This is a genomic window from Fundidesulfovibrio sp. YSD1 (assembly GCF_055397115.1).
The window spans coordinates 2,889,646-2,910,085 of sequence record NZ_AP043666.1; the positions used below are offsets into that span (position 1 = coordinate 2,889,646).

Consider the following 20,440-nt stretch of genomic DNA (forward strand, 5'->3'; position numbering starts at 1 on the left):
AAGAGCCCCGGGCGCAGGCCGCGCCCGGGGCTTTTTCGTTGGGCCGCCAGCACGGCGCGGGGCCGCCGGACGGGAGCCCGCGTCGTGGCGAACGGGAACGGGTTTTTCCACGCCGCCCTAAAGATCGCCCATGGAAACGCCGATAAGAGCGGGGACACGGCGCGATCCGCCTTTCGGGGAGGCACGCATGACAATCGACGGTTCCTCGGGAACGGGCGTCTCCGGCATGTCCGGGTTCGGCTCCTCTTCCACCGCGAAGATCGACAAGCAGCTGTTCGGGGCTGGCGTGGTCAAGACCACGCTCGACTACATGAACTCCGACCCTTTCGGGGGCTCGGGAAAAAACGCCGACTACGACTTTCAGACCAAGGTCCTCGAAGCGGGCTTCATGGCCAAGGGGACCATGGTGTCGGGAAAAGTGTAGAAAGCGCGGACGCGCCGTCAATGCAAGCGCCGCCCCCGGAAAGGCTTCCGGAGGCGGCGCGCTTGTTTTGCGGGGTCGGGCGAAGGCGTCAGACCAGTTGCGCGGCGTTGACCACGTTCTGGGGCCGGCCCTCGATGAAGCCTCGGATGTTCTCCACGGCGATGGCCATCAGCCGCCTGCGCGCCGTGAGCGAGGCCCAGGCCATGTGCGGCGTGATCAGGCAGTTCTGGGCCTTGAGAAGCGGGTTTGAGTCCTGCGGGGGCTCCACGGACAAGACGTCCAGCGCGGCCCCGGCCAGGTGGCCGCTGTCGAGGGCGTGGGCCAGGTCCGCCTCGTTCACCAGCTTGCCGCGCGCGGTGTTCACGAAGAACCCGCCGGGCTTCATGAGGTCGATGAGCCGCGCGTTCACGAAGCCCTCGTTCTCGGGCGTGAGCGGGCAGTGCAGGCTCACGGCGTCGGCCGCCGAGAAGAGCTCGTCCAGGCCCGCGAAGGCGAAGTCCGGCGAGGCCAGGGGCTCCTTGGGCCTGGGGGCGTGGGCCAGCACCTTCATGCCGAAGGCCAGGGCCAGCTCCGCCACGCGCCTGCCGATGGCCCCGAAGCCCACCACGCCCATGGTCTTCCCGGCAAGTTCCACCTGCGGGGTGGCCCAGAAGGTGAACTCGCCGCGCGCGTGCCATTCGCCCCGGCGCACCAGGGCGTCGTGCAACTCCACGCGCCTGCAAAGGGCCAGAAGCTGGGCCATGACGAACTGCGCCACGGACTCCGCGCCGTAGCCCGGCACGTTGGACACGGGGATGCCCCTGCGCGCGGCCGCCGCGATGTCCACCACGTCGTAGCCCGTGGCCAGCGCGGCCACGAAGCGGCACTCGGGCAGCGCGTCCAGCACCTCGGCGGTGATGCGGGTCTTGTTGGTGACCACGATGTCCGCGCCCCGGGCGCGCTCCACGGTGAGCTCGGGCGGGGTGCGGTCGTGGAGGGTGAAATCTCCGAGGGCGGCCATCTCGTCCCAGGGGTTGTCCCCGGGGTTGAGCGTGGCGCCGTCCAGGACGACGATGGTGTGTTTCGTGCTCATGAGGGCTTAGAAGTTGGGGTTGTAGACGTCGAAGACGCGCGAGAGCGTCTCGCCTTTCTGGGTCTTGACCGTGAACTCCCACTTGCCCGAGACCATTTCCCAGGGCTCGGAGAAGGTGAAGATCACGTCGTAGGTCTGGCCGGGCTGGAGGGTCAGCTCCGAGGCGAAGTCGTGCTGCACCTTGTTCCTGGACGGGTCGATGAGCCCGGGCGTGTGGGTGGTCACCACGGCCTTGAGCGCGCCCGCCTTGGGGTCCTTCACCTTGAAGCGGAAGCCGAAGGACGTGCCCAGTTCGCGGGGGACGCCTTCGGTGGAGCGCGTGAGCACTCCCTGGCGGAACAGGCCGGATTCCACCACTTCGAGCTGGGCGGGGTCCTCGCCCAGGCCCACCATGGAGCACCCGGCCAGGGCCAGGGCGGCGAAAAGGACGAAGACCGCGGAAATCGTGCGCATGGGTACCTCTTTCACGGTTTGCCGAAGGCGAAGGATTGCAGCGGGGTCTTGCCTTCGAAGAAGAACGCCGCCTTGTCCCGGTCGTCCTCCAGGATGCGCAGCCGCGACACGGGCAGGCCCCCGGGGACGCCGGCGTGGATGGCCACGGCCCGGTCGATGAAGGAGGCCAGGGCGAACCCGGAGTTGACGGTGAGTATCGCGCCGCGGCCCTCCTCGTAAACCCGCAGGGGGACGGAGGTGACCGACCGGTCGTGGCTCGCGAGCATGTTGCCCGTGCGCACCAGGGTGGCCTCCACGGCCTCGGGGAGCATGGCGGCCCAGCGGCTCAGGTACTTGATGAATCCGGGCTGCACCGCCAGGTAATAGAAGGGGTCCACCTTGCAGGCCAGCGAGGCCCCGAACTCGCCCAGAATGTAGGGCGAATGCCGGAAGTGTTCGCCCAGGGCCTTTTCCAGGCGCTCCAGGGACTGGGTGTAGTCGAGCATGGCCTCCTCCGCCTTGGCGGCAGACAGGGTGCGCGCGGACTTCTTCTGCGCTCCTGTCTACAGCATTCGCTCGGCGATGCAAACCCGGGCGCGCGGCTTTGCCCGTACGGCCTATCTGGGGACCATGCGCGCCAGGCGCCTCTCCAGGGCGGGGCGCATGGGCAAGGGGGCCTCCTCCTCGCTACGCCGGTCCACGGCGCTCCCGGCCAGGGCCTCCGCTTCCGGCGCGGTGAGCGGCCCCTTAAGCCTGCGCGCCGCGTGGCGGGCCAGGAGCGTCCAGCCCGGGTCGTCCGCGCCGCCCAGCAGCAGGCGGGTAGGCACCCGCTCGCCCTTGAAGTAGCTCTTGCCCGCCATGTAGTGGATTCTCGGGCGGTCCAGGGTCTCGATTTCGCCCGCAAGCTCCGGCAGGGCGATTTCCCGGGCCAGCAGGGATTCAAGGGTGCCGGTCCCGGCTTCCTCGAGCGACGCGGCCGCCAGGGGCGCGCCCGCGAGCGCCCGGGCCGCGCGCTCCAGCGCCTCGTCGCCCAGGGGCTCGCCGGTGGCCAGCATGACTAGGTCGTTGGCCTGGCTCATGAAGGCGCGCACGCTCGCGAACTCCGACCGGAGCGTGGCCAGCACGGAGGCCAGCACGCGCTCGGAGGCGTCCTGGATGTGTATCCACTGCACGAAGATCCCGCCCGGGGAGAGGCGCTCCCTGGCCATCCTGTAGAACTCCCGCGAGAAAAGCGCGTCCACGCCCGAGACCCACGGGTTGCTCGGCTCGGACACGATCAGCCCGTAGCCCCCGCCCGCGCGCGCAAGCACGCGCAGCGCGTCGGCGTGGACCAGGTTGTGCCTGGGGTCGGCGTGCAGGCCCCGCGTGAAGGGGGCGAAGTGCGGCAGGGCGCGGATCACCGAGGAGGAGATCTCGGCCGTGTCCACGCGCACGACGTCCGGGTGGAGGAGCAGTTCGGCCGAGGTCACGCCCGTGCCCAGGCCGATCACCAGGGCGCTCGAACGGTCGCGGGCGAAAAGCGCGGGCAGGTGCGCCAGGAGCTTGAGCGTGGCCGTGTCCGACACGGTGGAGGAGTCCGACTTGCCGTTGACCAGGATGGCCAGCGGCGCGTGCGCGCTCCAGGGCAGCTTCGGGGCGCGGACCACGGCGGCCGAGGCCTCTGGGCCGTCCTCGTGGAAGAGCGCCTCGGCCCCGGAGTGATATTCGCGGTAGAACGCGGCCGGGGGCTCGTGGGAGTAGGGCAGGGGGAACTGCGTCCGGAAGGTGCCTATGAGGAAGCGGCCCGGGTCGTAGAGCGGCGCGGAGGGCAGCAGCGCCAGCCCGGCCAGGGCGGCCGCCGCCGGAACGGCCTTGAAGCCTGGACTCATGCCGCGCGCGGCCAGGAAGGCCCCGGCCAGGGCCAGCACCGCGCAGAGGAGGAAAAGCTGGCCGTTGTTCAGGAAGGGATGCAGGAGGAGCCCGGCGGCCAGGCTCCCGGCCAGGTTGCCCAGGGTGTTCACGCAGAGGATGCGCCCGCTCAGGCGGCCCACGCCGCCGAGCTCGCGCCTGAGCCTGCTGAAGACCAGGGGCACGGCCGCGCCGATGAAGGCCGCCGGCGGGGCCACCACCAGGGCCAGGACCGCGAACCCGGCCGCCTGGAAGCCCCAGAACCCGGCCTCGTCGGGCGAAAACAGCAGGCGCAGCCGGTGCGCCCAGTAGGGCCAGGTGTCGAGTGTCGGGTATACGGCCAGGAGCGCGGCCGCGATGAGCATCTGGTTGACCCAGAGCGCCCTGGAAGCGTCCCCCCTGGCGCGCGAGGCCCAGAACGCCCCGGCCGCGATGGCCAGCACGAACACCGCCACCACCATGGAGAAGGCGTAGGCCGTGGAGCCCACCGAGAGCCCCACGAAGCGCACCAGCACGTTCTCCAGGGTCATGGTCTGGACGCCGTTCACGAGTGCGAGGGCCATGAGCGGGGCGGCCAGCGCCCTGCCCGGGTCCGGCCGGTGCGGCAGCGCGGGGGACGGAGGGGATTTCGCGCGGGCCGCGCCCACACCGTCCGCGCTCGCCGCACTTGCGCCTGACGCGTGCGCCGCGGGGGAGGGGCCTCGCGCGGGGCCGGAGACCACGGGCGCGGTGCGAGCGAGGGGCTGCCTCGCGAAGCCGAACCAGGCGGCGGCCAGCAAATTGAGCGACGCGGCCAGCACGAGCGTTCCGGGGAGCCCCAGGCCCGGCACGGCAAGATATCCCCCGGCCACCGCGCCCAGGAAGGCCCCGGCGGTGTTCACCCCGTAGAGCACGGCGTGCACGCTCCCGGCGCTCTCCACGTCGCGGCTCAGGGCCTGGGTGAGAAGGGGCATGGTGGCCCCCATGAGCACCGTGGGCGGGCCGGTGAGCACGGTGGCCAGGGCGAAGCCCTGGAAGGCCAGCAGCCACGGAGAGGAGAGGCTCAGCCCCGAGGACGCCGCCTGGACCATGGCGAACACGGCCGGGAAGGCCAGCCCCCACAGGCCGATGCCCGCCTCGGCCAGGGCGTAGGCCCTGAAGGGGCGCGTGACGCGGGCGCTTATCCTGCCGAAGCCCCAGTAGCCCGCCGAGAGCCCGCCCAAAAAGGCGGCCAGCACCACGGCCGTGGCCGCCGCGTCCCCGCCCAGGAGCCTTGCCAGATAGCGCTGCCAGGCCACCTGGTAGAGCATGGCGGCCGCGCCGGTCATGAAGACGCAGAGGATGGTCGAGGCGCTGGCGGCTTTGCTCGGGTGCTTCACGGCTCCTGATTGCCCATGGGTGTGAAGAAGGTCAACCGGAAGCCTTTTCGAGCCCTTGGCCCTTCGAATCAGACCCCGTGGGGCGTTTGTTGCGCCTTTGAGCGCCCTGGCTGTTGCACCGAAATGGCGTTCCCGTTACAATGACAACCATGTGAGTGGACCAATCCGTCCAGAGGACGGCGTCGAACGGCAGAGAAAGGCTCCAAGGATCAACCTCTATCAGGATATCATGGGAGACTGGCATGCTTGACGTTCTGAAAAATCAGCGGACTTACGCTCTCATCGGCCACGGAGGTTGCGGCAAGACCTCCGTGGCCGAAATGCTTCTGTACGTTGCCGGGGCGGTCCCCAGGTTGGGGAAGATAGAAGACGGCACCACCGCCCTCGATTACGAGCCCGAAGAGATCAAGCGCCGGGGTTCCGTGCAGCCAGGTTTCGCCACCTTCCTCTGGAACAAGAACCGCCACTTCCTCATCGACACCCCGGGCGACCTCTCCTTCGGGGGCGACCTGGGCTACATCCTGGCCAGCGTGGACGCCGTGATCTTCGTGGTGGACGCCGTGGACGGCGTGAAGCCGCTCACGCGCAAGCTCTGGCAGGAGGTCTCCAAGTTCCGCCTGCCCACCATCTTCCTGATCACCAAGATGGACCGCGACCGCGCCGACTACGAGATGGCCCTGAACGGCATCCGCAACCAGCTGGGCGTGAAGCCCTTCCTGCAGAACGTGCCCATCGGCAAGGCCGACTCCTTCAAGGGCGTGGTGAACATCGTCGAGAACAAGGCCTACGCCTTCGACGCCTCCGGCAAGATGAGCGAGATCGCGGTGCCTGACGACATGAAGGACGAGGTAGAGGGCCTGCGCGAATCCATGATGGAAGAAATCGCTGTCTGCGACGAGACCCTCATGGAGCGCTACCTCGAGGACCCCTCCAGCGTCTCCCAGGAGGACCTCGTGGCCGCCACGCGCAAGGCCGTGGTCTGCGCCGAGCTCTACCCCGTGATGGTGGCCTCCGGGCTCAAGTGCATGGGCGGCCAGCGCATCCTGGACGCGGCCCAGAATTTCTTCCCCTCGCCCCTGGACACCCCGGTGGGCGAAAAATCCGTCGAAGCCGAGGACGGCTCGCTGGTCAAGGTCTCCCCGGACGCGCCCACGGGCGCTTTCGTCTTCAAGACGCTCTTCGACCAGTTCGCGGGCCAGCTCTCCATCATGCGCGTGCTCACGGGCACGCTCACGCCCGACGCCACGCTCCTGAACACCCGCTCCGGGGCCAAGGAGCGCTTCGGCGGGCTCCTGTTCATGAACGGCAAGGAGACCCAGGCCGTGAAGGAGCCCGTGGGCCCCGGGGCCATCGTGGCCGTGGCCAAGCTCAAGGAGACCAAGACCGGCGACACCCTGAGCGACGAGAAGCATTCCTTCACCATGCTGAGGCCCAAGCTGCCCGAGCCCATGATCTCCTACGCCCTGGCCCCGGCCGAGAAGGGCGACGAGGACAAGGTCTACCAGGCCATGTCCAAGCTCCTGGACGAGGACATCACGCTGAGGCTCACGCGCAACGAGGAGACCGGCGACATGCTCGTCTCGGGCATGGGCCAGTCCCACCTGGAGAACGCGGTGGAGAAGGCCAAGCGCCGCTACAAGGCGGGCATCGTGCTCAAGGCCCCGACCATCCCCTACCGCGAGACGGTCAAGGGCAAGGTCGAGGTGCAGGGCCGCCACAAGAAGCAGACCGGCGGGCGCGGCCAGTTCGGCGACTGCTGGATCAGGATGGAGGGCAGGGGCCGGGGCGAGGGCTACGAGTTCGTGGACGCCATCGTGGGCGGCTCCATCCCGCGCCAGTACATCCCGGCCGTGGACAAGGGCGTGCAGGAGGCGTCCGTGCGCGGCGTGCTGGCCGGGTACCCCATGGTGGACTTCAGGGTGGAGCTTTACGACGGCTCCTTCCACACCGTGGACTCCTCCGAAATGGCCTTCAAGATCGCGGGCTCGCTCGCGTTCAAGGCCGCCTGCGAAAAACTCAAGATGGTGCTGCTCGAGCCCATCGCTCTGGTCAGCGTGTCCATCCCGGACGACTTCATGGGCGACGTGATCGGCGACCTCTCTAGCCGCCGGGGCAAGGTGCTCGGGTCCGACTCCACGGGCGGCGTCACCGAGGTGCAGGCCCACGTGCCCATGAGCGAGATGCAGGAATACGCCAAGGCGCTCTCCTCCATGACGGGCGGCCAGGGCGCGTTCACCCTGAGCTTCGACCACTACGAGGAGGCCCCGCCGCCGGTGGCCGAGAAGGTCATCGCCGAGGCCAAGAAGGCCAGGGAAGAATAGGGCGGCGAAGCCTTATCCGCAGGAAAACGAAAGCCCCGGGCCGTCCCGGGGCTTTTTCTCGCTTCTGGGGGGACCGCCTCTCAGGCGGCGTCCGTCGTTTCCTCTTCCCGTTCCCGCAGAAGCCCGATCAGCGCCTTGACCGGGCCGGTGGCGCAGCCGGCGCGCCAGACGAGCGACGTCCCCGCCAGGGCGGCCTCCGGGGGCAGCGCGTGCACGGCGATGCCCGATGCTCCGGGCAGGATGTCCGTCACCGAGCGCGGCATGATGGCCACCCCCATGCCCGAGGCGGCGCAGCCGATCATGGCCTGGTACGAGGCCAGCTCCACCACGCGCCCGAGCGGCGCTCCCCCCTGCGAGGCCCAGTCCTCGAGCCTCTTGCGGTAGGCGCAGCCGTGGCCGAACACCAGAAGCGACAGCCCGGCCACGTCCCTGGGCGAGCGCACCGGGGCGTGCCCGGCGGGCGTCACCAGCACCAGCTCCTCCCGGAAGGCCGCGAACCTCTCCAGGCCTCCGGCCGTGACGGGCTCGCTCACGAACGCCGCGTCCAGCCCGTGCTCCAGCACGCCTCGCACAAGAGCGCCCGTGGTGCCCGTGCACAACTCCAGGTCCACGCCCGGAAAGCGCGCGTGGTAGAGCCCGAGCAGCGCGGGCAGCCTGGACGCGGACGTGCTCTCCATGGCCCCCAGCCGGAAGGGCCCGGCCGGGGCGTCGCCGCGCACGCAGGCCGCCGCCTCGTCGGCCAGGCGCAGGATCCTCTCGGCGTAGCTGAGAAAGGCCCGCCCGCCGGGGGTGAGCACCACGCCCCGGCCCTGCCTGGCGAAAAGCTCGGCCCCCAGCTCCTCCTCCAACCGGCGCAGCCTGGCCGACACGCCGGATTGCACCTTGTTCAGCGCCTGGGCGGCCCGGTTCACGCCGCCGTGGAGCGCCACGGCCTTGAAGACGGCAAGGTCGGTCAGTTCCATCGTTCGTATTCCGTGAATGATAAGATCATGAATAATCGTTTTACATGCTTTGATATCGGCGTAAACCAATCACGAAACACAAGCAAGCGGCAAGGGAGACGGTCATGGGGGCTGGGTACGCGGCGGGATTTCTGGTGGTGTGCTTCTGGAGCGCGTTCATGCTCGTGAGCAGGCTGGGGCTGACCGGATCGGCCCCGGTGACGGCCTACGACATGCTCGCCCTGCGCCTGGCGGCGGCCTCGCTGGTCTTGGCCCCGTTCTGCCGGGGCATGGGCCGGGCCGCGTGGACTTCCCCACGGCTCTGGACGCTGGCGGCCGTGGGCGGCCTGGCCTACGGGCTCCTGGTCTACGCCGGGTTCAGGCTGGCCCCGGCCACCCACGGGGCCGCGCTTTTCCCGGGCATGCTGCCCTTCGAGACGGCCATGCTCGCCTGGTGGCTCCTTGGCGAGCGCCCGGGCGCGCGCCAGTGGGCCGGGTACGCCCTGATCGCCGCCGGGATGGCCTTCATGGTCCCGGGCCTCGGCGCGGACGCCTCAACCCTGGCCGGGGACGCGCTCCTGCTGGGCTCCTCGCTCGCCTGGGCCGTCTACGGGGTGCTGGCCAGGCGCTGGAGGGTGGAGCCGTGGCTGCTCACGCGCTTCGTGGCCCTGGCCCCGGCCGTGGTTTACCTGCCGGTCTACGCCCTCTTCCTGCCCAAGAACCTGGAGTCCACCGGGCCGCTCTGGCTGGCCGGGCAGGGGCTCTACCATGGCGTGGTGACCACCATCGTGGTCATGTGGCTGTACCTGCGCGCCCAGGAGCGCCTGGGCCCGGCCAGGCTCGGGGCGCTCATGGCCGTGGTGCCCGCGCTCTCGGGCGGGGCGGCGTCGATGCTCCTCGGCGAGGAGATGACGCCCGGTCTGGCCACTGCGCTCCTCTGCGCCAGCGCGGGGGCCTGGTTCGCGGCAGGCGCGCGGCGGGCGGCCCCGGCTTCGGCCGCGCGGCAAACTGTTTGATTTCGAGTCGTTCAGGCTTATCCTGCCCCGAAACCGCCAAATCCGAAGGAGGTCCGCGTCATGCCCTACGTCAACATCAAGATCACCCAGGAAGGGGCCACGCCCGAAGCCAAGGCCAAGCTCATCGAAGGCGTGACCACGCTTCTCAAGGACGTGCTGGGCAAGAACCCCCAGACCACGGTGGTGGTCATCGAGGAAGTGCCCACGGACAACTGGGGCATCGGCGGCGAGACGGTCACGATGCGCCGCGCCCGGGGCGCGTAAGAACGGGGCGTCGCCCCGAGCCCCGGCAGGGCTCTGCCCTGCAACCCGGCAGGACTCCGTCCTGCACCTGCTGGGGGGAGTGCCTCCCCCCAGACCCCGGCGATAGCTTCGCGGGCTTCACCGGCAGATTGGCAGGGACGAGGGGCAGGCACTGCCCTGGCGGGTGAGGTCCTTCGATGCCTGCGCCTCTCCGGTCGCTTAAATTCCGCCCTTGACGGGCTTGGCCAGCTCGATGTCCGAGAGCAGCCATTTCGTGCCCTGGCGCGAGAACACCAGCCTGAGCGCCGAGCCGCCGCGCATGGGCGCGCTGACCACGTAGCGGTCGAACCCGATGAGCTCCGTGGAAGCCTGCGCGAAGAGCCTTTCCGAGGGCGTGCGCGGGGTCTTGCCCTCGGCCGGGACCGCGCTGGCCGCCGCGCCGCGCAGAAGCGCCAGCACCCCTTCCGGCGTGGCCACGCCCTGCACGAAGGCCCCGATCACCGAATCAGCCAGGGCCTGGCCGAACAGGCCCAGGAGCCCGGCCGGGCCGTCCGGGGGCGTTCCGGGCGAGAGCTTGGCCGCCTCGCGGTTCTTGATGTTGGAGCGGATGGCCTCCAGGTCCAGGAGCGGGGCCAGCATGGCCGGGTCCTCGCGGTCCATGGCCGTCTGCACGGCCTGGTAGGTTTTCCCGGGCTGGGCGTACATCCACGCGCCAAGGGTGCCCACTCCGACCACGAGAACGATGACGAGTGCGGTGTATCTCATGGACGCCGAGTTAACACGAAACAGGACCCCGCGCCAGCCGCCCGGTTTGACTTGCCGGGCCGGGCGGACTAGGAGCCCTGGCATGAACTCCGCTAGGGCCGGGCACCGGCCTCGCGGAAGAAGAGAGGACGATTCATGCGATTCGTGGACGAAGCTGTCATCACCGTGGCCTCCGGCAAGGGCGGCAGGGGATGCGTGGCCTTCAGGCGGGAGAAGTTCCTGCCCTTCGGCGGCCCCAACGGGGGCGACGGTGGCAAGGGCGGGGACGTGATCTTCCGCGTGTCGGCGAGCCTTTTGACCCTGTACGACCTGCGCCTCAAGCGCCGCTACGACGCGAAAAACGGGCAGATGGGCCTGGGCAGCCAGTGTAACGGAAAAAACGGCGAGGACCTCCTGATAGAAGTGCCCCAGGGCACGCTGGTGTACGAGCTCACCGAGGAAGGCGAGCACCTGGCCGCCGACCTCACGGAGATCGGGCAGGAGTGGGTGGCGGCCCGGGGCGGCCGGGGCGGCAAGGGCAACATGCACTTCAAGACCTCCACCAACCGCGCCCCGCGCTTCGCCCAGCCCGGTGAGCCCGGGGAGGAGAAGCGCCTGCGCCTGGAGCTGCGCCTGCTGGCCGACGTGGGCATCATCGGGCTGCCCAACGCGGGTAAGTCCACGCTCATCTCGGCCGTGTCGGCGGCGAGGCCCAAGATCGCGCCGTACCCGTTCACCACGCTCACGCCGCAGCTTGGCGTGATCAAGGGCGACGACGGCTTCAACCTGGTGGCCGCGGACATCCCGGGCCTCATCGAGGGCGCGCACGCGGGCCAGGGCCTGGGGCACGATTTCCTGAAGCACGTCTCCCGCACCCGGGTGCTCGCGCACCTGCTGGCCGCCGAGGAAACCGGCGGGGACGACCCCTTCGCCGGTTTCTCCCTGGTGGACGAGGAGCTCACGCGCTTCGACCCGGAGCTGGCCGAGCGCCCGCAGATCCGGGTGGTGAACAAGGTGGACACGCTCACCCCGGAGCGGGTGGCCGAACTCAAGGCGGCGGCGCGAAGCCGGGGCCTGGATGTCCGGTTCATCTCCGCCAAGGAGGGCGATGGGCTGGATGAATTGGTGGAGGCCCTGTGGGCCTTGACCGCCAAGACGAAGGAGGAGGAATCATGAAGCGTTTCACGGCCATCATGCTGGCCTTTGTCTCGTTCGCCTTCCTGGCCGCCTGCGCCACTGTGCCGCCACAGGTCGTGACCCTGGCCCCGCAGGTGAAGGTGCCCACGGGCAACGTGGGCAAGGGCAAGAACGTGGCCTTCCAGGTGGTGGACGCGCGCGGCGACAAGGTGGTGGGCTACCGCAACGCCGACGGCGGCCGCAGCGCCCCCATCACCGTCGAGGGCGACCTGACCCGCTCCGTGGGCGAGCCCGCGGCCAAGGTGCTTTCGGACCTGGGCTTCAAGCCCGTGCCCTTCAAGGACGGCGCGCCGCTCTCGCTGGTGATCACCATCCGGGAGCTGGGCTACTCGGCCCAGGGCCAGACCGTTACCCGCAAGATCTCGGCCAAGTGCGTGCTCTCGGCCAAGGTGGTCAACGGCCCCGGCCACTGGGAAGGCTCCTTCCCCGTGACCCAGGAGCGCGAGATGGTCACGGCCCCGGACGAGAGCGCCAACGCCCGCTTCATCAACGACGTGCTCTCCGAGTCGCTGGGGCTTCTGCTCTCCGACCCGGAGATGGTCCAGTACCTGGGCAGGGACTTCACCCAGGGCAAGGCCCTCAAGGAGTAGCCAGGTCGGGGAGGCTGAGCCGGACGGTCGAGCCCTTGCCGGGCTCGCTCTCGAAGCTCACGCCTCCCCCGTGCTCCTGCATCACCCTGTGGGCCTTGGTCAGGCCCATGCCCACCCCCACGGACTTGGTGGTGTAGAAGGGGTCGAACAGGTACTCCTTCTCCTCCTCGGGCACTCCGTGGCCCGTGTCCGTGATCACGAACTCGGTCCCGTCCTCCACCGCCCTGGCCGAGAGGCCGATGCGCCCTCCCTCCTCGGGCAGGGCCTCCACTGCGTTGGCCGTCACCTCGGTCAGGGCCATGACCAGGAGCTCGCGGTCGGCCAGCACCTCCTGCCCGCCCGGGTCCACCTCCCAGACCACGTTCCTGCCGAGCTCCCGCGCCAGGGCCTGCCCGGCCTTGAAGGCCGCCTCAAGCACGGCCTCGGCCGGGGTCTTCGTCAGGCTGCCCAGGCGGATGGAGCTGTAGGCCTTCACCGCCGCCGTGATCTGCTCGATGCGCCGGGCCGCGTCCAGGATGCCGTCCAGGTATTCCAGGTAGCTTTCCTTGAGGCTCGGCTTCTTGAGCAAAAGCCCGGCCAGCCCGCCGATGATGGTGGTGGGGTTTCTCAACTGGTGGGCCACGGCCTCCGAGATCTTCTGCAGGCTCTCGATGCGTATGGCCACCTGGGCCACCACCTCCTGGTTGGCGCGCTTGGCCTCGCCCAGGGCCATCTCGGCCTGGTGGGCCTTCTCCTCGGCCTCCTCGCGCCGGGCCTGGATCTCCTGGATGTTCTGGCGCAAAAGCCCGGCCATGCGGTTGAGCGAGTCCTGGAGCCTGGCGGCTTCGTCTCGCCCGGCGGCGCGGAGGCGCACGTCCAGGTCCCCGGCGGCGATGCGCTCGGCGGCCTCCGTGGCCTCGGCCAGGGGCCTGGCCACGCTGCGGGCGATGGCCACGCAGAAAAAGGCCAGCAGGGCGGCCATAAGCGCGCCCACGGCCGCCGAGACATGGAGGGCCTTGTTGAAGAGTATCTCGATGGCCGAGCTGATGCGGGATTCCTCGCGGGCCACGTTGTCGATGTACACGCCCGTGCCCACCCACATGTCCGTGCCCGGGATCATCTCGGCGTAGGAGAGCTTCTTCTCCTCGGGCCCCGCGGGCTTGGGGAAGGAATAGTACACGAAGCCGCCCCCGGACTGGGCCTGGCGGTGGAGCTCGCGGACGTAGTACACGCCGTCGCGGTCCACGAACTCGGAGAGGTCCTGGCCCTGGAGCCCGGCGCGGGGCGGCAGGGCCACGTTGACCGTGCCCTGGTAGACGAAGAAGTAGCCGGACTGGTCCTCCTCGAAGCGCACGGGGTCCACGATCACGCGGGCCAGCTGCTTGCGCTCGAAGTCGTCCCGGCCGAACTTGAGGGCCTCGCCCAGGGCCATGGCCATGGAGTGGGCCGCGGCCTTGATCTTGCCTTTCTCGCCCTGGAGCATGGTCTGCTGCGTGTGTTGGACCACCACCTCCTCCAGCCGCGAGGAGATTGTCAGCGCGAACGCCAGGGCCAGGGCCGCGAACAGCACCACCAAGCCGACCAGCCAGAAAAGCCGCGTGGCAATGGAAAAGCGCCTGAGCATGGGTCCTCCAGCGTCCCGCCAATGGTCCTTGCGCACACGCATAGCATGTCCGGCCCAGGAAATCACCGGGAGAAGGAGGCTTTCGGAGGACGAAGGGGATTTTCAGCGCCCGAGTGCGGCGTCCAGGTCGGCCACGGCGTGCAGGTTGCCCCCGTGGCAGTCCTGGAGCACCGTGACCGGGAAGTCCTCGACGTCGAGGGCGTGCACGGCCTCGACGCCGAGCTCCGGGAAGGCCGCCACGCGGCAGGCCCGGATGTGCGTGGAGAGGAGCGCCCCGGCCCCGCCCGTGGCCCCCAGGTAGACGCCCCCCAGGCGCGCCAGGTCCGCGCCCACGTGGGGCGCGCGCCTGCCCTTGCCGATGGTGGCGCGCACGCCAAGCTCGTGCAGGCGGGCCACGTAGGGGTCCATGCGGCTGGCGGAACTCGGGCCGGCCGCGCCGATGGGCCGGTTGGGGGTCATGGGGCTCGGCCCTACGTAGTAGAAGACGGCCCCTTCCAGGGGGAAGGGCAGGGAGCCGCCCCGGGCAAGGACCTCGAGGATCTTCTCGTGGGCTTCCTCGCGGGCGGTGTAGACGCAGCCCGAAAGCTGGACCGCGTCGCCCGCGCGCAGGGCCAGGACGTCGGCCTCGCAAAGCGGGGTGCGCAGACGCACGGTGCGGATCACAGCACCGCCTCCGCTTTCCTGGCGCAGTGGCACTGCACGAGGATGGCCAGGGGCAGGCAGTCGCGCGGGCCGGGGGACACGATGGCCCGAACGCCCAGGCAGGTGGTTTTCCCGCCCAGGCCCAGGGGGCCGGTGCCCAGGCGGTTCAGGGCGTGGAAGCAGAGGGATTCCAGGCGCGCGCCCTCGGGGTGCGGGTTCTCCTTGGCCTCGGGGCGCAGCAGGGCCTTGCGGGCGTTCAGCGCCGCGAGCTCGAAGCTGCCGCCGACGCCAAGCCCCACGGTCACGGGCGCGCACACGCCCTGGCAGGCCTGGGCCACGGCCTCCACCACGAAGTCGCGCACGTCCTCCACGGTGGAGCCGGGAGGCAACATCTCCAGGCGCGAGGCGTTGTCCGCGCCCGCGCCCTCGGGCATGGCCACGATGCGCAGCCTGTCGCCCGGGACCACGTCGCAGTGGACCACGGCCGGGCTGTTGTCGCCCCGGTTGGCGCGGGTGAAGGGGTCGCAGGTGGACTTGCGCAGAAAACCGTCGCGGTAGCCCCTGACCATGCCTTCGTTCACGGCCTGGACGAGCCCCATGCCGCAAACGCGGACGTCCTCGCCCTTTTCCACGAAGAACACGGCCAGGCCGCAGTCCTGGCACAGGGGCAGCCCGAGCCCGGAGGAGAGCGCCGCGTTGTCCAGGAGCTGGCGCAATGATTCGCGCCCCCTGGGCGTCTCGCCTGGCAGGGCGCGCAGGAAGGCCAGGTGGACTTCCGGCGGCAGGACGCGGTTGGCCGTCACGCACAGGCGCGCGGCCGCGTCGATGACGGTCTGGGCGTCGATTGTCCGCATGGGTTCTCCTTGAGGCGGCCGGTCCGCGCGCAGCCGGGGAGACGGCGCGCGGACCGGCGTGGAGGGAACCTTCCGGAGCGTTACATCCTGGCCAGGTTCCAGGGGAAGCCCACCAGCAGGAACACCCCCAGGTAGATCAGGCCGAAGACGAAGCCCAGCATCCAGAACTCCTTGCCCTTGATGTAGCCCGAGCCGAAGTAGATGGGCGAGGGGCCGGTGCCGTAGGGCGTGATCACGCCCATGATGCCGAGCGTGGAGCACAGGAGCATGGAGACCAGGGGCATGTTCAGGCCCGGGATGGCCATGGCCGCCGCGAGCATCACGGGCAGCATGGCCGCCACGTGGGCCGTGACGCTGGCGAACATGTAGTGGCTGGCGAAGAACACCACCACCAGGCCGATCATGGCCGCCGTGGGGGACATGCCCTGGAGCGAGCCGGAGATGGACTTGGCGAACCACTCCAGGAAGCCCGTGCGCGCCAGGCCCCCGGCCAGGGTGACCAGGGTGGCGAACCAGGCCAGCACGTTCCAGGCCTGCTTGTTGGCCACGATGTCGTCCCAGGTGACCACCTTGAGCAGGGCCATGAGGCTCACTGCAGCGATTGCCACGGTGGTGCCGTTGACCTCTTTGCCGAGGAAGATCCAGCAGGCCAGGGCCCCGGCGGCCAAAAGGGCCATGATGACCTCGCGGACGCTGATGGAGCCCAGCTTGGCCAGCTCCGCGCCCGCCCAGATGGGGGCGTCGGCCGAGGCCTTCTTGGTGGGCGGGTAGAGCACGTAGGCCAAAAGCGGCGTGGCCGCGAACAGGATCGCGCCCACGGGCAGAAAGCTCATGAACCAGTCGTTCCAGGTCAGGGTGACCTTGGCGGTCTTCTCCACCAGCGACTGGGCCAGCAGGTTGGGGGCCAGCGAGGTCAGGAACATGGAGGAGGTGACGCAGGTGGTGGCCAGGGCGGTCCACATCAGGTACGCGCCCAGCCCGCGCGGGTTTTCCTCGGGGGTGGAGCCGTAGAGCGGCGGGATGTTCTTGATGATCGGGTAGAGGGTGCCGCCGCTGCGCGCCGTGTTGGAGGGCATGAACGGGGCCAGGATCAGGTCGGCCAGGGCCACGGCGTAGCCCAGGCCCAGGGCGCGCTTGCCCATGAGCTTGATCAGCGTGAGCGCGATGCGCTTGCCCAGGCCCGTCTTCTCGTAGCCGAGGGCGAACATGAACGCGGCGAAGATGAGCCAGACCGTGCCGTCGGAGAAGCCCGAGAGCGCCCACTTGATGGACTCGGCCGCAGTGCCGGGCTTGCCGGGGCCCACGGGCACGAGGTTGAACACGGCGGCGATGGACACGCCGATGAGCCCGGCCAGGGCCGGGGCGATGGGTTCGAGCACCAGCGCGGCCACCACGGCCACGAAGACCGCGAAATAGCGCCAGGCGTCCGGGGTCAGCCCCTGGGGCGTGGGCAGGGCCAGGATGGCCAGGCCCGCGGCGACCGGGACGACGGCCTTGATGTTGAACTTCATATCCCCTCCTCGCTAACTGGTCCGGCCCGGACGTCCACGCTCCCCCTCCGGCTCCGGGCCATGGGCGGAAGGGGCGGTCCAATGGGTGGTCGTGCTCGGCTCGTGCAAGGCAAGGATGATGCCAGCCCGGGGCGCGGCAGGGAAACGGCGCGGGTGCGCGGAGTGCCGGTGGCGGAAGGGAGGGGAACCCGGGCGAACGGAGATAACCCTGGTTATGGGGAGGCTTAGGTCGGGTGGTTTTATTTTTTTATTTCAATATGCTGGCGTTCATTCCGCTCGGAATGGCCATGAAAACGGTTATGGGGGTTGCGTTCAGCCCTCGCCGGTCTGGCCGCGCATCTGCTTCAGGCGCTTGCTGAGCGCGGGCTGGGTGATGCCAAGGAGCCTGGCGGCCAGGGTCTGGTTGTTGCCCGAACGCTCCAGGGCCTCCTCCACCAGGAAGCGCGCGGCCTCGGAGAAGCTCGGCAGGCGCTCGAAGCAGGAGAACGGGTTGACCGCCTCGGCCGGGGGGCCGCAGGCTGCCTGGGGTTCGGCCCTGCCGATGGCCTTCTCGAAGGTCTCCATGGAGAGCATGCGCCCGGGGTGCACGCTCACGGCGTCGTAGACCATGGCCTTGAGCTCGCGCACGTTGCCCGGGAAAGGGTAGGCGCACAGGCGCTGGGCCAGCTCGCGCGGGGGGGAGGGCTTTTTCTTTCCGAGCGAGCGCGCGGCCTCCTCCAGGAAGTGGTGCAGCAGGGGCTCGATGTCCTCCTTGCGCTCGCGCAGGGCGGGCACGTGCACGTGGTGGGTGCGCAGGCGGTAGAAGAGGTCGCGCCTGAACTGCCCCCCGGCCTCCTTGGCCGCCAGGTCCTGGTGGGTGGCCACCACCACGCGGGCCTTCATGCGCCTGGGCTGGTCGCTGCCCAGGGGGAAGTACTCGCCCTCCTGGAGCAGGCGCAGGAGCTTCACCTGGGAGGCGATGGAGAGGTCGCCGATCTCGTCCAGAAAGAGCGTGCCCCCGGCGGCCTCCTCGATCATGCCCCTGCGCGGGGCGTCGGCCCCGGTGAAGGCCCCGCGCACGTGGCCGAAGAGCGTGTCCGCGAACACCGAGTCGTCCAGGCCCGCCACGTTCACGGACACCAGCGGCCCCTTGCGCCCCGAGAGCTCGTGGGCCGCGCGCACCAGGTTCTCCTTGCCCGTGCCCGATTCGCCGGTGATCAGGAGCGGCTGGGGGCTTGCGGCCACGGCCTCGACATAGGCGAACACGGCGGACATGGCCCGGCTGCGCGTGATGATCCCCGAGAACGCCCCGGGGTCGAGCGGCCCGCCCGAGGCCACGCGCGTCAGCGCCGCGAGGTTCTCGTCGCGAAGCTCGAGCATGCGCACCGCGCGCAGCACGCCGCCCACGATCCTGTCCTGCTCGTCGGTCTTCACGAAGTAGTCGTAGGCCCCGAGCTTCATGCAGCGCACGGCGCTCTCCAACTGGTTGAGCCCGCTGACCACGATACGCACCGTCTCCGGGTGGCGCTCGGCGATCATGGACAGAAGTTCCTCGCCGGAGGGCCGGGGCATGGTCAGGTCCAGGAGCGCGAGCCCGAAGCCGCCCTGATCCAGGAGCTCCATGACCTCGGCGCTGTTCTGGCAGGACGCGACGTTGGTGATGCCGGCCGAGGACTCCAGGGTCAGCGTGAGCGAGCGCAGCCACGCAGGCTCGTCGTCCACCAGCAGGATCTTGAAGGACGGGTAGGGCGAACCGTTCATTTCGCGCCCTCCCTGAGCGCGGGCAGGCTCATCGTGACGATGCTGCCGAGCCCCCTGGTGGAGGAAAACCCGAGCTTGCCGCCGAGCTCCTTGACGATGCCCGCCGACACGGAAAGCCCGAGCCCCGTGCCGCCGCTCTCGCGCTTGGTGGTGAAGAAGGGGTCGGTCAGGCGCGAGAGGTGCTCCTCGGCTATGCCCGTGCCCTCGTCGCGCACGGTGAGCACCACCATGTCCGAGTGCCTGTCGTGGCGGGTGGCCACCTCGATGGCCTTGCTCCGGTCCGGCAGGGCCTGGCAGGCGTTGATCACCAGGTTGATGAGCACCTGCTCGATGCGCTGGGAGTTGCCGAGCACCCGGGGCAGGCCTTCGGCCAGCTTGAGGCCGAAGTGGTCCGTGGCCTTGCGGATGGCCGCGTCCACCAAGCGCACGGCCTTGCGCGCGGACTCGTTGACGTCCACGGGCACGCGGATGGAGCCCTCGTCGCTGCGGGCGAAATCCTTGAGGTCGTTGACGATGCGCTTGATGCGCTGCGCGCCCTCCTGCATCTCCTCGAGCATCACGGGCAGTTCCTGGCGCATGCGGTCGTAGGGGATGCCGCCCAGGGTGAAGTTGCCGTACTCGTCATGGTGCCGGTCCAGGATGGGCAGGGAGTCGGCCTGGGCCTTGCGCAGGATGGGCAGGTTCATGAGGATGAGCCCGTTGGGGTTGTTGATCTCGTGGGCCACGCCCGAGACCAGCACGCCGAGCGCCGCCATCTTGTCCGCCTGCACGAGCTGCTGCTGGTTGCGGTGCAGCTGCTCCAGGGCGTCGGAGAGGCTTTTGGTGCGCTCGGCCACCCTCTTGCGCAAGGTGTGCGACCAGAACACCGCCGCCGCCAGCAAGAGGAGCATGGGCGCCACCACGGCCGAGACGGCCTTCAGGGCCTGGTCCCACTTGACGGGCCTGTTCTCGAGCACGCCCAGCCACTTGCGGCGGATGTCCTCGTACTTGCCGGTCTGGTCCAGGATGGCCAGGCCCTCGCTGAAGCGCCCGAGCAGCAGGTCGTTGCCCTTCTTCACGGCGTGGCCGTAGCGCACGGTGGCCACGCTGCGGGCCACCACCTCCAGGTTGTCGAGCTTGTTCTCTCGGATGATGTAGGTGCCGGGCAGCATGGCCGTGACCGCGTAGTCGCACTTGCCGGCCGCCAGCAGGCGCAGGGCGTCGGCCGGGGTGTCGCTGAAGACCAGGTCCTGCTCGAAGCCCATGGCGCGCAGGGTGTCGTGCATGATCCCGCCCCGGTGCAGGGCCACCTTGGCCCCCTTGAGCTCCTCCAGGGAGGAGACGGCGGGCGTGCCCTCGCGGGCGAAGATGGCGTGGTTCACGGTGGTGTGGGGCGGGGCGAAGTCCACCTCCTGGAGGCGCTCCTCGGAGTAGGAGATGCCCTGGAGGATGTCCACGGTGCCCTCCTGCAGGGCCTGGCGCATCTCGTTCCAGGCCCCCAGGCGGAACTCCACCTGCATGCCCATGACCTCGGCTATGGCGCGGCTCAGGTCCACGTTGTAGCCTGCCGGCTGGCCGTTCTTGTCCAAAAACTCGTAGGGCGGGTAGTCGCGGTCGCCGCCCACAACGATGGGCCTGCTCACGCCCGGCACGTCCTGCTGCGCGGGGAGCGCGTGCTGGGCCGGGCAGGGCGTGGCAGCGAGGGCCAGGGCCAGGGCGGACAGGGTGAGGGCTTTGCGGATGGTCGCGTGCAATGGGGAACTCTCCGGCCGGGGCATGGCGCCCGGGGCTGCCTGGAATTGTCGGTCTTCACGGGCGCGAGGTCAAGGGGTGGGCGGGGAGGGAGGCGTAACGGCTCTTGCCGACGGCATTCTTTCGCGGGCCGA

General features: G+C 69.6%; 18 protein-coding genes. 6 read left to right on the forward strand and 12 right to left on the reverse strand.

The features are described 5' to 3' along the window. Positions 1–187: 187 nt before the first annotated feature. A complete protein-coding gene (locus ACZ5V4_RS13505; RefSeq protein ID WP_464315386.1) occupies positions 188–424 on the forward strand; it encodes a hypothetical protein in 237 nt (78 codons plus the stop codon). Positions 425–512: 88 nt separating this feature from the next. Here the strand turns inward: ACZ5V4_RS13505 and ACZ5V4_RS13510 are convergent, their stop codons facing one another. The 4 genes from ACZ5V4_RS13510 to ACZ5V4_RS13525 all read right to left on the reverse strand — a co-directional run bounded on the left by ACZ5V4_RS13510 (position 513) and on the right by ACZ5V4_RS13525 (position 5,173). After that, the gene (locus ACZ5V4_RS13510; protein WP_464315387.1) at positions 513–1,496 is read right to left on the reverse strand and encodes a D-2-hydroxyacid dehydrogenase; all 984 of its coding nucleotides are present in this window, start codon (positions 1,494–1,496) and stop codon (positions 513–515) included. 6 nt (positions 1,497–1,502) lie between these two features. Next, a complete protein-coding gene (locus tag ACZ5V4_RS13515) occupies positions 1,503–1,949 on the reverse strand; it encodes a DUF3859 domain-containing protein (RefSeq protein WP_464315388.1) in 447 nt (148 codons plus the stop codon). An 11-nt stretch (positions 1,950–1,960) separates the two neighbouring features. Further along, positions 1,961–2,434 (reverse strand): hypothetical protein, encoded by a 474-nt coding sequence (locus tag ACZ5V4_RS13520; protein WP_464315389.1) that lies wholly within the window; start codon positions 2,432–2,434, stop codon positions 1,961–1,963. A gap of 111 nt (positions 2,435–2,545) precedes the next feature. Next, positions 2,546–5,173: a spermine/spermidine synthase domain-containing protein gene (locus ACZ5V4_RS13525; protein ID WP_464315390.1), complete on the reverse strand. Its 2,628-nt coding sequence runs from the start codon at positions 5,171–5,173 to the stop codon at positions 2,546–2,548. Positions 5,174–5,415: 242 nt separating this feature from the next. Here ACZ5V4_RS13525 and ACZ5V4_RS13530 point away from each other — a divergent pair, with 242 nt between their 5' ends. Then, positions 5,416–7,494 carry an elongation factor G gene (locus ACZ5V4_RS13530; protein WP_464315391.1) on the forward strand — a complete coding sequence of 693 codons (2,079 nt, stop codon included), beginning with the start codon at positions 5,416–5,418 and terminating at the stop codon, positions 7,492–7,494. Between the two features lie 80 nt (positions 7,495–7,574). Here the strand turns inward: ACZ5V4_RS13530 and ACZ5V4_RS13535 are convergent, their stop codons facing one another. After that, a complete protein-coding gene (locus ACZ5V4_RS13535; protein WP_464315392.1) occupies positions 7,575–8,456 on the reverse strand; it encodes a LysR family transcriptional regulator in 882 nt (293 codons plus the stop codon). Positions 8,457–8,560: 104 nt separating this feature from the next. Here ACZ5V4_RS13535 and ACZ5V4_RS13540 point away from each other — a divergent pair, with 104 nt between their 5' ends. Continuing rightward, positions 8,561–9,451, forward strand: a complete 891-nt coding sequence (locus ACZ5V4_RS13540) for a DMT family transporter (RefSeq protein WP_464315393.1) — start codon at positions 8,561–8,563, stop codon at positions 9,449–9,451. A gap of 60 nt (positions 9,452–9,511) precedes the next feature. Next, complete coding sequence (locus ACZ5V4_RS13545) at positions 9,512–9,715, forward strand: tautomerase family protein (RefSeq protein ID WP_464315394.1); 204 nt, start codon at positions 9,512–9,514, stop codon at positions 9,713–9,715. Between the two features lie 198 nt (positions 9,716–9,913). Here ACZ5V4_RS13545 and ACZ5V4_RS13550 read toward each other — a convergent pair whose 3' ends face one another. Continuing rightward, the gene (locus ACZ5V4_RS13550) at positions 9,914–10,459 is read right to left on the reverse strand and encodes a DUF2939 domain-containing protein (protein ID WP_464315395.1); all 546 of its coding nucleotides are present in this window, start codon (positions 10,457–10,459) and stop codon (positions 9,914–9,916) included. Positions 10,460–10,594: 135 nt separating this feature from the next. Here ACZ5V4_RS13550 and obgE point away from each other — a divergent pair, with 135 nt between their 5' ends. Next, on the forward strand, positions 10,595–11,614 hold the full coding sequence (gene obgE / locus ACZ5V4_RS13555) for a GTPase ObgE (RefSeq protein WP_464315396.1): 1,020 nt from the start codon (positions 10,595–10,597) through the stop codon (positions 11,612–11,614). Then, the gene (locus ACZ5V4_RS13560; protein ID WP_464315397.1) at positions 11,611–12,225 is read left to right on the forward strand and encodes a YajG family lipoprotein; all 615 of its coding nucleotides are present in this window, start codon (positions 11,611–11,613) and stop codon (positions 12,223–12,225) included. Before obgE ends, ACZ5V4_RS13560 begins: the two co-directional genes overlap by 4 nt. Here the strand turns inward: ACZ5V4_RS13560 and ACZ5V4_RS13565 are convergent. The 6 genes from ACZ5V4_RS13565 to ACZ5V4_RS13590 form a co-directional block, all read right to left on the reverse strand. After that, a complete protein-coding gene (locus ACZ5V4_RS13565; RefSeq protein WP_464315398.1) occupies positions 12,215–13,828 on the reverse strand; it encodes an ATP-binding protein in 1,614 nt (537 codons plus the stop codon). The two genes, ACZ5V4_RS13560 and ACZ5V4_RS13565, sit on opposite strands and share 11 nt — an antisense overlap. Positions 13,829–13,930: 102 nt before the next feature. Further along, complete coding sequence (locus ACZ5V4_RS13570) at positions 13,931–14,488, reverse strand: fumarate hydratase C-terminal domain-containing protein (protein WP_464317832.1); 558 nt, start codon at positions 14,486–14,488, stop codon at positions 13,931–13,933. Further along, a complete protein-coding gene (locus ACZ5V4_RS13575) occupies positions 14,488–15,324 on the reverse strand; it encodes a fumarate hydratase (protein WP_464315399.1) in 837 nt (278 codons plus the stop codon). Before ACZ5V4_RS13575 ends, ACZ5V4_RS13570 begins: the two co-directional genes overlap by 1 nt. An 80-nt stretch (positions 15,325–15,404) precedes the next feature. Then, the gene (locus tag ACZ5V4_RS13580) at positions 15,405–16,835 is read right to left on the reverse strand and encodes an anion permease (protein ID WP_464315400.1); all 1,431 of its coding nucleotides are present in this window, start codon (positions 16,833–16,835) and stop codon (positions 15,405–15,407) included. Between the two features lie 312 nt (positions 16,836–17,147). Further along, complete coding sequence (locus ACZ5V4_RS13585) at positions 17,148–18,575, reverse strand: sigma-54-dependent transcriptional regulator (protein ID WP_464315401.1); 1,428 nt, start codon at positions 18,573–18,575, stop codon at positions 17,148–17,150. Further along, on the reverse strand, positions 18,572–20,308 hold the full coding sequence (locus ACZ5V4_RS13590) for a transporter substrate-binding domain-containing protein (protein WP_464315402.1): 1,737 nt from the start codon (positions 20,306–20,308) through the stop codon (positions 18,572–18,574). The genes ACZ5V4_RS13585 and ACZ5V4_RS13590 overlap by 4 nt, the downstream gene beginning before the upstream one ends. Positions 20,309–20,440: the final 132 nt, after the last annotated feature.

What these genes read in the sequence shown, in the direction of transcription:
- ACZ5V4_RS13565 (WP_464315398.1), bottom strand. Translation starts at nt 13,828, where the DNA reads ATGCTCAGGCGCTTTTCCATTGCCACGCGGCTTTTCTGGCTGGTCGGC.
- ACZ5V4_RS13585 (WP_464315401.1), bottom strand. Translation starts at nt 18,575, where the DNA reads ATGAACGGTTCGCCCTACCCGTCCTTCAAGATCCTGCTGGTGGACGAC.
- ACZ5V4_RS13580 (WP_464315400.1), bottom strand. Translation starts at nt 16,835, where the DNA reads ATGAAGTTCAACATCAAGGCCGTCGTCCCGGTCGCCGCGGGCCTGGCC.
- ACZ5V4_RS13540 (WP_464315393.1), top strand. Translation starts at nt 8,561, where the DNA reads ATGGGGGCTGGGTACGCGGCGGGATTTCTGGTGGTGTGCTTCTGGAGC.
- ACZ5V4_RS13505 (WP_464315386.1), top strand. Translation starts at nt 188, where the DNA reads ATGACAATCGACGGTTCCTCGGGAACGGGCGTCTCCGGCATGTCCGGG.
- obgE (WP_464315396.1), top strand. Translation starts at nt 10,595, where the DNA reads ATGCGATTCGTGGACGAAGCTGTCATCACCGTGGCCTCCGGCAAGGGC.
- ACZ5V4_RS13510 (WP_464315387.1), bottom strand. Translation starts at nt 1,496, where the DNA reads ATGAGCACGAAACACACCATCGTCGTCCTGGACGGCGCCACGCTCAAC.
- ACZ5V4_RS13545 (WP_464315394.1), top strand. Translation starts at nt 9,512, where the DNA reads ATGCCCTACGTCAACATCAAGATCACCCAGGAAGGGGCCACGCCCGAA.
- ACZ5V4_RS13520 (WP_464315389.1), bottom strand. Translation starts at nt 2,434, where the DNA reads ATGCTCGACTACACCCAGTCCCTGGAGCGCCTGGAAAAGGCCCTGGGC.
- ACZ5V4_RS13550 (WP_464315395.1), bottom strand. Translation starts at nt 10,459, where the DNA reads ATGAGATACACCGCACTCGTCATCGTTCTCGTGGTCGGAGTGGGCACC.
- ACZ5V4_RS13515 (WP_464315388.1), bottom strand. Translation starts at nt 1,949, where the DNA reads ATGCGCACGATTTCCGCGGTCTTCGTCCTTTTCGCCGCCCTGGCCCTG.
- ACZ5V4_RS13575 (WP_464315399.1), bottom strand. Translation starts at nt 15,324, where the DNA reads ATGCGGACAATCGACGCCCAGACCGTCATCGACGCGGCCGCGCGCCTG.
- ACZ5V4_RS13530 (WP_464315391.1), top strand. Translation starts at nt 5,416, where the DNA reads ATGCTTGACGTTCTGAAAAATCAGCGGACTTACGCTCTCATCGGCCAC.
- ACZ5V4_RS13560 (WP_464315397.1), top strand. Translation starts at nt 11,611, where the DNA reads ATGAAGCGTTTCACGGCCATCATGCTGGCCTTTGTCTCGTTCGCCTTC.
- ACZ5V4_RS13535 (WP_464315392.1), bottom strand. Translation starts at nt 8,456, where the DNA reads ATGGAACTGACCGACCTTGCCGTCTTCAAGGCCGTGGCGCTCCACGGC.